Below are 9,647 nucleotides of genomic sequence, written 5' to 3'. Positions count from 1 at the left end.
GGGGGGGGGGGGGGGGGGGGGGAGCCGTACCGGCAGACCCGGGAGTTCCGCGAGGCCGTGGCGTGTGAACGGGGCACCGAGGACTGTCTTGACAGCGAGGCGGGCTCCATCGTCGGGCGGCGTACCTACACCACGACCTCGACGACGACCCACACCGACGCCAACGGCCACATGCATACGAGCACGACCACGACCACCCACTACGAGGTCACCTGGCAGCGGGCCGACGGTTCCCGGCAGACCCGCGACGTGTCGTCGGTCTTCTACTCCGAGGTCGAGGAGGGGCAGCCGGCCACACTGCGGCTCTGGCACGGGGAGGTCGTCGGCGTGGAGGTCGCGGGTGACGCGGAGTGGTTCCTGCCGAAGTCCGGCGCGACGCTCATGGCCTGGCTGTACCTGGCCTTCCTCGGTCTCGGGGTCCTGCTGTGGGGACTGCTGTTCGGCTGGTGGGACGGGTTCTTCATGCTCGCCTTCCGCACCTTCGCCTGGATGTTCATGGGTTTCCTGCCGGTGAGCATAACGGCGGATGCCCTGGCATACGGCCTCGCCGACGGGGCCGGGCTCGCCATGGAGGTCCTGTTCGCCCTCTTCTTCTCCGGGGTCGCTGGTTGGATGCTCGTCGGCTCGCTCGACGAATGGTGATCGTCATGACCGGCCGGTCCGAGTAGTGGGTGCCGGGTGCGATGGAGGATCGGAACCAATGCTTCGTCCTCCGGCGACCCGGTCCGCTGCCGGTGGAAGCCGTCCTCGAACTCTGTCGGCGGGACCATGCCGCTCTCGCCGTGCAGGTGGCGGTGGTCGAACCGGTCCACGTACTCGGCCACCGCGATCTCCACCTGCTCCAGGCCTCTTCACGGGTCGCGGTCGCGGACCAGCTCGGCCTTGGACGAAGAGGGGAACGCCGCGGCCGGGACTCCCCGGTCCTCGCGGGATCCGGTGCGAGAAGACTGACAGTCGCCACAGTCCCCGATCGGTCCCATCGAAGGCACCAACCCGGACTCCCCGGCCCGCAGGGCGAAGGCCCACGACCCGGACCGCGTGGGTTCGACCAGCCGGTGCCACCAGGTATCGGACATCACGAGTCCAAGCTGGGCAGGGGACGACTCCATCGCGGGACGCAGGGGATCACGGGTGTTCGCGCAGGGGCCGAATCGGATCCAGGCCAGCTCCCGCGCCCGGCGCCGGTCGAGTGCGAGCAGACTGCGCGCGCCCGGCGCGAACGCCGCCGGCCCGTGCCGGGCGGCCGTGCGCAGCCGTCGCCAGCGCCGCGAATGCGCCCGGTGGCTGCGCTCGGTCACCCGCCGCCCCCGGGTGTTCTGCCCGCTCCGGGCCTCCTGCGGAGTGGCGTCGACCATCAACACGTGCATCTCGTACCGGCGGAGTCGGCAGAGCAGGGCGAGCAGCACGCGGACCGGGCGCCGGGTCCCGCACTCGTGCACCACCACCGGGCCGCCGCGCAGCGCCGCGGCCATCCGGGCCAGGTGCAGGACGTGCACCACCCAGCGCCACAGTGGGTAGGGGACCCGACCGAGCAAGGGGCCCAGCTGGTACCGCGACTGTAGCGAGTCGATCACCCGCACACCCTCCGCGGTGAGCACGGTCCGCTCCTCGTCTCCGCGGAGCCCGAACAGCCGCCGCAGCAGGGTGCTCTTCCCGGCCCCGGGCACCCCGGTGACCAGGACCAGGGACCGCCGGGGGTAGAGCACGCCGCGCACTGTCGCGTCATTCACCGTGGGCACACACCGAGCCAGCCCCTGGAACATCTGCGGTAGCTCCTCAAAGCCGACCTTCGCGCCGGTGAGGCGCGGCCCCACAGCGGCCGCGTCACCAATGTCATGACGCTACCGGGCATCGACGACTCCGGAAAACGCGGGACACATCGGAGCCTCCACCACGCCCGGCACGAAACAGGTGGAGCCGAGAGCCGTCCAGACGGTGCTGGGACACGCGGGCATCGTGCTGACCATGGACACCGCACCGGCGTGTGGCTCTCGCGGGGGACAGAACCGACGTGCCGATTGCCCACCCCAGGGGGCATCCGAGCGGTGCGCCGGAACCGTAGCTTGCTGTTCCGTAGCGGCCCCGAGGCGCGGGGCGCCTGAGCAGTGGGAGAAGAGACCATGAGACCGTCCAGCGGGCAGCAGCCCTCACCCGAACGACGGGAGAACCCCCGGCCCCCACACGGAAGGGCCTCGACGGGACGGCCGCGGTCCACCTGGACACGGCTCGCGATCATGTTCCCGGTGCTCCTCGTGGTGATGACCGTCACCGCGCCCGTCAACGCCGCGGCCTCCGGGAGCCCGGTGACCGCGCTGCCGGTAGGCGTCGGTACCGCGGTGCTCGCCCTCTGGTGCTACGTCGGCCTCGTCCGGTGGCTGGAGCACCGGAGCGTGACCGAGCTGGCCCCGGCCGGAGCCGCCTCCGGCCTCGGCCGGGGCGCACTCATCGGATTCGGGCTGTTCACGGCCACGATCCTGCTGATCGCGGCCCTGGGCGGGTACCGCGTGACCGGCTGGGGGTCCTTCGACGGTCTGCTCGTCACACTGGGGTTGATGACCTGCGTGGCGGTCGTCGAGGAACTGCTCTTCCGCGGCGTGCTGTTCCGGCTGCTGGAGGAGAAGCTCGGCACCTGGGGCTCGATCGGATGTTCCGGCCTGGTCTTCGGCCTGGTGCACGTGGTCAACCCGGACTTCACCCTGTGGGGCGCCCTGGCCATAGCCGTCGAGGCGGGGTTCATGCTCGGCGCCGCCTACGCGGCCACGCGCAGCCTGTGGCTGCCCATCGGTCTGCACCTGGCCTGGAACGTCTCCCTGTCCGGGGTCTACGGAACGGGCGTCGGAGGTACCGATGTCGGTACCGGCAGTCTGATCGCGGGCAGCATGAGCGGCTCGGACCCCCTGTTCGGGGGTTCCTCCGGCCCCGAGGCGAGCCCGTTGGCGGTCCTGCTGTGCAGCGCGCTCACCGCGGCTCTCCTCCTCCTGGCCAAGCGCCGGGGCCGCCTCCACCGCCGAGGGGAGGTGCCGACCACAGGCTGAGCCGCGGTGTGGTCCACCGTCGACGGGGCCGGCCGACGCGGTTCGGAGGTCCGCTAGAGTCGGCCCGTGCCCGATCCGGAAACGAGAGCGCTTCCCAGCGGGGTGACGGATCTCCTGGGTCGATGGAGGACGCGGAGTGTCGCCCTGCCCGACGGCGTCCTCACGTTCACCCTCACAGCCATGGCTTTCGCGCCCGGCCTCGTGGACAACGGGGTCATGGTGGGCGAGCTTCCTCAACGGTCCCTGGACGCGGTGGGCCTCGCCCTGGTGCTGGGCCAGTGCCTGCCCCTGGTCGTGCGCCGTCTGCGTCCCCTCACCTGCCTCGCCGCCGTGGCCCTGTGCTTCGCCGCGGTCCAGCTGTTCGCCTACCCGCCGACGTTCGCCAGCGTCGGCGTCATCGTGGCGCTCTACAGCGCCGGTGCCCACCAGAGCCGTTTCCGGTTCCCCACGGTGGCAGCGCTGACGGTCGGCTACCTGCTGCTCGCCCTGGCGTTGGCCGCACGCGGATCGTCCGAGCGGGTCGTCGACTATGTCGCCTTCTACCTCATCATGCTCGCCTGCGCCGGGAGCGGTGCGCTGATGCGCTCGTGGCGTGCGGGTGAGGCCGAACGGCACCGCCGCGCTGCCGAGGCGGCCGCCGCCCGGGAGCGCACCAGGATCGCACGGGACCTGCACGACGTGGTCACCCACCACGTCACCGCCATGGTGGTGCAGGCCGACTCCGCCCGGTTCCTTCCCGCCGACCGGCACGCCGACCTGATGTCCGGTATCAGTGACAGCGGACGCCAGGCGATGGCCGACCTGCGCCGGCTCCTGGACGTGCTCCATGACCCCGACCTCCCCCACGCCCCGGACGCTGACGACGGACTCCCCGCCCACCCGGAGGGAGGGGCCCTCGACCCGGCCGCGGACCAGATGGGCGACCTGGTCGAGCGGGTCCGGAGAAGTGGTCAACCGGTCGAACTGAGGGTGCGGGGCGAACGGCCCGCCATGGACCCCGGGACCGGTCCGACCGTCCACCGCGTGGTCCAGGAAGCCCTGACGAACGCGGTCAAGCACGCGTACGGCCAACCGACCCGGGTCCTCATCGACTACGACAGGGACCGCATCGACGTCCAGGTGACCACCGGGGGTTCTGGGACGCCTGCACCGGATTTGCCCTCCGGCGGGCACGGTCTCATCGGGCTCGACGAGCGCGTGCGGGCGTTCGGCGGCGAGTTCGCGGCGGGCGTGCTTCCCCGGGGCGGTTTCGTGGTGCGTGCCCGTCTGCCGCTGGGGGGCGTCCGATGACGGACCCGTCCGCGCCTGTCCGGATCCTGGTCTGCGATGACCAGGCGCTGGTGCGCACCGGGTACGCAGCCATCTTCGACGCCCAACCCGGGTTGCGGGTGGTCGGTCAGGTGGGAGACGGCCGGACGGCGGTGGAGACGGCCGTCCGGCTGCGCCCCGACGTGGTGATCATGGACGTGCGGATGCCCGTGCTCGACGGGATCGAGGCCACCCGGCAGCTGGCCGGACCGGAGACGGCCGGTTCCCCCCGAGTCCTGGTGGTGACCACCTTCAACCTGGACGATTACGTCTACCGGGCGCTGAGGGCCGGGGCGAGCGGATTCCTGCTCAAGGACGCCACTCCCGAGGAGCTGGTGGCCGGCGTGCGTACCGTCGCCCGCGGTGAGGCACTGCTCGATCCGGCCGTCACCCACCGGCTCATCGGGCGCTTCGCGGAGCGACTGCTGCCCGGAGACGCGCGCCCGGAGGCGGCGCAGGCGCTGGACAGGCTGTCACCCCGCGAGTTGGAGGTGCTGGGTCTGATCGCCGAGGGGTTGTCGAACGCCGAGATCGCCGCCCGGATGGTGCTGAAGCCTGAAACGGTCAAGACCTACGTCTCCCGTATCTTCACCAAACTCGACCTGCGGGACCGGGTCCACGCGGTCATCCTGGCCTACCGGACGGGGTTGGTGCGCCCGACGGGCTGATACGGCACGACCGCCGGTCGTGTTCCCGGCCGGGTGTGGAGACCGTTGCCGACTCCGCCCACCGCGGTGCCGTCCGCGCCGGGCCGGGCAACACCGGACTGTCGCGCTGGATGCCGACCCCGTCAGGATTCTGCGGGGCTGGAAGAGGTTCCGGAGCGGGCAGCACCTCGCAGCGGGATCGGCCCGGGTCGATACGGGGAGGGCCAGATCCACCCGTACAACATCGACGGAGTGGTTCCCGACTTCACCGGGGTATGCGGGCGCTCCGCGATGTCCGGTTCCCGGAACCAGGGGTCCATGAACCGCCTTCCCACGGTCATGACGGACACGCGGATCATGGATGAGCTCTAACGCTCGATGCCGTGGTCCGGTTCTTTGTTCTGTCTGAGGCCGGGGGCTGGTCCTGTGATCGCCCGCGTCCCGGCGGCCCGGCTTCGGGCGGCCCTCAGGAGACCGAAGGAGTTGGGCCTCACCAGAGGTTGCGCCTTCTCGTCGATGCTGTCCAACTCACCAAAAAGCTTACGTTTCTCGCGGGGATCGAAATTCTTGCTCCTGGTGATTGTGTTCCTTATCTGCTCCTGGGTTTTTGTGAAGACGATCGATTCCTGTGCGCTGAACGGAGTGTTTCTCTCCTTGTTCAGGCGTTCGATCGCACTCATTCCCTGGTGTGGAGTGTTCGATATTCCGCCGCGCTGGAAGAATACGGCGTTAACTTCCCCCAGTTCACCCGAATCAATGGCCTTCGCGGCGCGTTCCACGCCTGCGTAGCATTCGTTATGGATCTCCGGATCGACATAGCGTCCGACGCCGTACTTGGCCACCGACTTGACATACCTGTGGAGTCCGCCCTGGAGGCTCACAGCTTCATTTACCCCCATGAGTGCGGCGTGATTCGATCCATAGCCCCGATCCCGGAAGCGCTGCACGATGTTCTCGAACTCGTCTGGGGTGCGGAGAGCGGATTCAATGATCACGTCATTTCGGCGGTCCGGATGGCTCGCGTAATCCTGCGCCTTGTTCCACCAGGAGAGACCGTCAGCCCAGAGTAGGGCGCCGGATTTCTCCGGTGATTCCCTTCTCAGGTCCGTGTACTGGGGGTGGTGGGGATTGAAATCGTCCATGTTGATATGGACGGCGCCTCCTCGTTTCTCGAAGGCGTTGCTGATGATTTCGGTGATCCCACTTTTCCCTGAACCGGTCGCCCCACCGATGATCACGAGGCTGGGATTCTCATGGCTGGAGCCTCCCGCGAGGTGCTGAGGGGCGATCTCCTCAAGGAAGATCCGATTGTTCTCCTCCGTGGAAAGGCGCGCTCTTTCGAACTCGTCGGGGGTTATGTTCATTATGCGCTAGAGCTTCCCGCTTTTGATGATCGCAAGGCATTCGATTCTCAGTTGGTCCGCGGTTTTTGCATCTGCCACGCGCAGATCCCTAAGGCTTTTCGAGAGCTTCTCCTGTCGCTCGGAGATTCGCTCGATCGCCCTCTGGTCGGGGGTTTCCTTCGATCTCTCCTCGTGCTTGTTCTTGGAGAGGACGCCGATCGCATCCCTGATGAGGTCTGCCAGGATGTCGTAGTCGACTACGTCCTCACTGCTCCACTGGGCCTCTGGGAGATCGGAGAGCGATGGATTGCTTTCCTCGGGGTTCATTCGGGTTTCCGGTCCTTTTTCTCGGCGTTTTTCCTGATTGGTCTGGAGGGTCGACCTGGCCAGAATCGGCCGCCGACCGTAGACGTTCCGTTGATGATATCAATGGCATTAGTGGATGTCGACACCACTCGTGCGACATTGAGCCTTTTTCATCTTGAAGGTGCAGGTCACGGGCCCGTACCGGTCTCCGGAGCCTCTTCTGGACAACAAGAAGCCCCTAGTAGAGGAGTTAACGACCAAGAAAACCCGGCACCAGAGGCTCCGCATGCTGTTCTACCGTGCCGAAGACCGGCCGTCCCCGTGTGGGTCGACGAGCCGTGTTGACCACGGTGCTGTTCGTCCAGGCCTCAGGGTGTTCCTGGGAGAGGGCTGGTGGCCTGTTCGGCGTCACCCGTGCCACCGCGCACCGCTGGTTTCAGACCTGGACCGGGACGGGCCTGTGGCCCACGATCCACCGCACCATCCTGGACGAGCCGGGCAGACGCGCCCTGCTGGACCGGTCCCGCGCCACCGTCGACTCCCAGTCGATCCGCGCCAAGAGAGGGGGGAGAGCACGGGGCCAAACCCCACCGATAGGGGCGAACCCGGCTCCAAGCCCCACCTGCTGTGCGACCACCAGGGCCTCCCGCTGTCCTGCGCGGTCTCCGCGGCCAACGTCAACGACATCGAGGCACTCAAGCCCCTGGTCCGGGGCACCCCGGCGGTGCGGTCGCGGCGAGGCCCCCGGCGACGGCGTCCGGCCAAGCTCCACGGCGACAAGGCCTACCACTCGCGAGAGCGGCGCCGCTGGCTGCGCGAACGTGGGATCGGGGGAGGAGCCCGCTTTCTTCCCGAGCCGGTGGAGGCGCGCGTCGACGTCGTCGACCCACGTGCGGGCGACCAGGTCGTCGGCGTCCTCTCCGAGGCACAGGGCGTAGGTCACCGATTCCAGATGGCCGATCACCAGCACACGGTCGGCGAACAGCAGAGCGGCGTCCGGAGTGCGTGCGCTGTGCGCGCGGGCGCCTCCGGTCCCGGCCTTGAGGCTCGTACCCCAGGTAACCGACGTAGCCGAGGTTGAAGTCCAGGGGCAGCCCCTCCGGGACGACCGAGGTCCGCTTCTCCAACTGCTCGCCGAGGTGGTCGAAGAAGGGACGTTCGGTATGTGAGGGAGCCGAACCGTTCCTGCGCGTGGTCACGATCCCGTCGTCGACGCCGTAGGTCACCCATTCGGCCCACGGGCCGCTGTCGTCCCCCATGAGGGAGGACCGGGACCTTCCCCGGTCCTTCTCACCGCTGTCCAGCCAGAAGCCGTGGGCGGCGGAGGAGAAGAGCTCATCGAACACCTCCGCTGATTCGGGTTCGACAGCTGTTCTGCGCCAGTGAATATACAAACGTCTCACTCGATGGATGGGAGACGAGGGGGCGTCACCGTGTTCGGGACAGGTTTCGGAAGTTGGAGAGGATCTCCTCCCCGTATGCCGCGCAGACCGACTCGGGGTGGAACTGCACCCCCAGGGCGGTTCGTGCCTGTGCTGGAGCGCCATGACCACGCCGTCCTCACTCTAGGCGTTGCGGTCGAGCTGCGGCGGCAGCCTGGTGATCGCGGGCGAGTGGTACCGGACAGCGGAGAAGGGGGTCGGGATCCCCGGGAGGATTCCCTCGCCCGTGTGGTGGACGGTGTCCACGCGGCCGTGCACCGGGCGCGGAGCCCGGCCCACCTCTCCTCCGAGGAGATGGCCTGTCCCCTGGTGCCCGAGACACACCCCCAGGAGTGGGAGGCCCGCCCGGACGGCATAACCGCTGATGCCGGAGTCCGCGGCCCGGTCCGGCCGGCCGGACCGGGGGAGACGACGATGTTGTCCACACCGCGCAGCGTCCCCCGGCTCCAGGGTTCGTCATTGCGTACGACGGTTGGGCGCCTGCCGTTGACCCGTGCCAGGAGGTCGTAGAGGTTGTGGGTGAACGAGTCGTAGTTGTCGATCAGGAGTGTGTGTACGGGTATCCGCTCTGTTCTCCGGTACGGTGAGCGGCCGGTCTCATCTTCCGGGCCTGGCGAGGTTGATGAGGGAGAGGAACTCTCTGCGCAGTTCCGCGTCCTTGCCCAGGGCACCGAGCATCGCCGAGGTGGTCGTGGTCGACCCCGACGCCTGGACGCCGCGCATGCTCATGCACATGTGCTCGGCCTCGACCACGACACCGACGGCGTCGGCGTCGAGTCGCTCGGTGAGCCATGACGCGATCTGTTGGGTGAGCCTCTCCTGGACCTGGGGGCGGCGGGAGAAGTGTTCGACGACCCGCGCGAGCTTGGAGAGGCCGACGATACGCGCCCCGGGAAGGTAGCCCACGTGGGCGACCCCGGCGAAGGGGAGGAAGTGGTGCTTGCAGACCGAGTGCATGGGGATGTCACGTGCTATGACGAAGTCCCCGCGCCCTTGTTCGTTCGGAAAGGTGGTGAGGTTGAACGGCCGGGGAGTCAGGAGTTCGGCGTACGCGCGGGCCATCCGTCCCGGGGTCTGCTCCGCGGCCTCCGGGTCCAGTGAGACGCCCAGGTGCCTGAGGAAGTCGCGTGCGGCCGTCTCGGCGGCGTCCAAGTCCACGAGGCCGGGCTCGTGATCCATGTGCGGCGGGGGGCCGTGAGTCGTCGCCGTGTCTCGTAGCGGCTCGGGTGGCTGTTCTTTCGTCACTGTCACTGGTGCACCTCTGGTCAACTGTCTGGGTCGGTGTCCCGTTGTTCGGCGTCGGCGGAGCCTGTGGTGGAGGAAGACTTCATCCGCCACACGCTCCGCCGAACGCGACACCATCGACTGCGGCGCCGATCAGCCCGCCGCACGGCCAGCGGCCTGCACGGTGTGGGCGAGCAGGAGCGCGGTGGTGACTGGTCCGACGCCGCCGGGCACCGGGGTGAGAGCGTCCGCGATGCCGTCCACCGCGCCTGCGTCGACATCGCCGATCAAGCCGTCATCCGTGGCGTTGGTGCCCACGTCAATGACCACCGCGCCCGTTCC

10 protein-coding genes and 5 pseudogenes are annotated in these 9,647 nt (G+C 68.5%); 6 read left to right on the top strand and 9 right to left on the bottom strand.

Annotation, left to right across the window (positions count from 1 at the left end):
- Nucleotides 1–57 precede the first annotated feature (57 nt).
- Nucleotides 58–642, top strand: coding sequence for a DUF2500 family protein (locus D455_RS0114110; RefSeq protein WP_017571364.1), 585 nt, complete (start codon nucleotides 58–60; stop codon nucleotides 640–642).
- A 458-nt stretch (nucleotides 643–1,100) separates the two neighbouring features.
- On the opposite strand, the pseudogene D455_RS30385 reads toward D455_RS0114110, so the two are convergent.
- Nucleotides 1,101–1,763 (bottom strand): annotated as a pseudogene (locus tag D455_RS30385) (AAA family ATPase); the annotation flags it as partial.
- A 357-nt stretch (nucleotides 1,764–2,120) separates the two neighbouring features.
- Here D455_RS30385 and D455_RS0114100 point away from each other — a divergent pair.
- The 3 genes from D455_RS0114100 (at nucleotide 2,121) to D455_RS0114090 (ending at nucleotide 5,011) form a co-directional block, all read left to right on the top strand.
- The gene (locus D455_RS0114100; protein ID WP_241480253.1) at nucleotides 2,121–3,035 is read left to right on the top strand and encodes a CPBP family intramembrane glutamic endopeptidase; all 915 of its coding nucleotides are present in this window, start codon (nucleotides 2,121–2,123) and stop codon (nucleotides 3,033–3,035) included.
- Nucleotides 3,036–3,101: 66 nt separating this feature from the next.
- A complete protein-coding gene (locus tag D455_RS30380; RefSeq protein ID WP_449289310.1) occupies nucleotides 3,102–4,325 on the top strand; it encodes a sensor histidine kinase in 1,224 nt (407 codons plus the stop codon).
- Entirely contained in the window at nucleotides 4,322–5,011 is a 690-nt protein-coding gene (locus tag D455_RS0114090; protein WP_017571360.1) for a response regulator, read from the top strand. Before D455_RS30380 ends, D455_RS0114090 begins: the two co-directional genes overlap by 4 nt.
- Nucleotides 5,012–5,358: 347 nt before the next feature.
- Here D455_RS0114090 and D455_RS0114080 read toward each other — a convergent pair whose 3' ends face one another.
- Both D455_RS0114080 and D455_RS30375 read right to left on the bottom strand, forming a co-directional pair.
- A complete protein-coding gene (locus D455_RS0114080; protein WP_017571358.1) occupies nucleotides 5,359–6,354 on the bottom strand; it encodes a zeta toxin family protein in 996 nt (331 codons plus the stop codon).
- Nucleotides 6,355–6,360: 6 nt separating this feature from the next.
- The gene (locus D455_RS30375) at nucleotides 6,361–6,660 is read right to left on the bottom strand and encodes a hypothetical protein (protein WP_017571357.1); all 300 of its coding nucleotides are present in this window, start codon (nucleotides 6,658–6,660) and stop codon (nucleotides 6,361–6,363) included.
- 278 nt (nucleotides 6,661–6,938) lie between these two features.
- On the opposite strand from D455_RS30375, the pseudogene D455_RS36020 reads away from it, so the two are divergent.
- A pseudogene (locus D455_RS36020) lies at nucleotides 6,939–7,055 on the top strand (hypothetical protein); the annotation flags it as partial.
- Nucleotides 7,013–7,408 (top strand): annotated as a pseudogene (locus tag D455_RS36180) (transposase); the annotation flags it as partial. The pseudogenes D455_RS36020 and D455_RS36180, both read left to right, overlap by 43 nt.
- Here D455_RS36180 and D455_RS36175 read toward each other — a convergent pair.
- The 6 genes and pseudogenes from D455_RS36175 to D455_RS30365 form a co-directional block, all read right to left on the bottom strand.
- Nucleotides 7,335–7,985 (bottom strand): hypothetical protein, encoded by a 651-nt coding sequence (locus tag D455_RS36175; protein ID WP_394296639.1) that lies wholly within the window; start codon nucleotides 7,983–7,985, stop codon nucleotides 7,335–7,337. The pseudogene D455_RS36180 and the gene D455_RS36175 sit on opposite strands and share 74 nt — an antisense overlap.
- A gap of 82 nt (nucleotides 7,986–8,067) precedes the next feature.
- Nucleotides 8,068–8,157, bottom strand: a complete 90-nt coding sequence (locus D455_RS36170; protein WP_394296638.1) for a glutamine amidotransferase-related protein — start codon at nucleotides 8,155–8,157, stop codon at nucleotides 8,068–8,070.
- Between the two features lie 47 nt (nucleotides 8,158–8,204).
- The gene (locus D455_RS35905; RefSeq protein ID WP_275040892.1) at nucleotides 8,205–8,447 is read right to left on the bottom strand and encodes a glutamine amidotransferase-related protein; all 243 of its coding nucleotides are present in this window, start codon (nucleotides 8,445–8,447) and stop codon (nucleotides 8,205–8,207) included.
- A 32-nt stretch (nucleotides 8,448–8,479) separates the two neighbouring features.
- A pseudogene (locus D455_RS36165) lies at nucleotides 8,480–8,752 on the bottom strand (glutamine amidotransferase-related protein); the annotation flags it as partial.
- Nucleotides 8,679–9,260, bottom strand: coding sequence for a GTP cyclohydrolase I FolE (gene folE / locus D455_RS0114060; RefSeq protein WP_017571354.1), 582 nt, complete (start codon nucleotides 9,258–9,260; stop codon nucleotides 8,679–8,681). The pseudogene D455_RS36165 and the gene folE, both read right to left, overlap by 74 nt.
- A 198-nt stretch (nucleotides 9,261–9,458) precedes the next feature.
- Nucleotides 9,459–9,647, bottom strand: a pseudogene (locus D455_RS30365) (bifunctional 5,10-methylene-tetrahydrofolate dehydrogenase/5,10-methylene-tetrahydrofolate cyclohydrolase); the annotation flags it as partial.

The sequence above is a fragment of the Nocardiopsis halotolerans DSM 44410 genome (assembly GCF_000341065.1).
Classification (GTDB): domain Bacteria; phylum Actinomycetota; class Actinomycetes; order Streptosporangiales; family Streptosporangiaceae; genus Nocardiopsis; species Nocardiopsis halotolerans.
This window is presented reverse-complemented; position numbering and strand designations above follow the sequence as displayed.

Excerpts from the sequence above, each read along its gene's own strand:
- D455_RS0114100 (WP_241480253.1), top strand. The coding sequence starts at position 2,121 with ATGAGACCGTCCAGCGGGCAGCAGCCCTCACCCGAACGACGGGAGAAC.
- D455_RS0114090 (WP_017571360.1), top strand. The coding sequence starts at position 4,322 with ATGACGGACCCGTCCGCGCCTGTCCGGATCCTGGTCTGCGATGACCAG.
- D455_RS0114080 (WP_017571358.1), bottom strand. The coding sequence starts at position 6,354 with ATGAACATAACCCCCGACGAGTTCGAAAGAGCGCGCCTTTCCACGGAG.
- D455_RS30375 (WP_017571357.1), bottom strand. The coding sequence starts at position 6,660 with ATGAACCCCGAGGAAAGCAATCCATCGCTCTCCGATCTCCCAGAGGCC.
- folE (WP_017571354.1), bottom strand. The coding sequence starts at position 9,260 with ATGGATCACGAGCCCGGCCTCGTGGACTTGGACGCCGCCGAGACGGCC.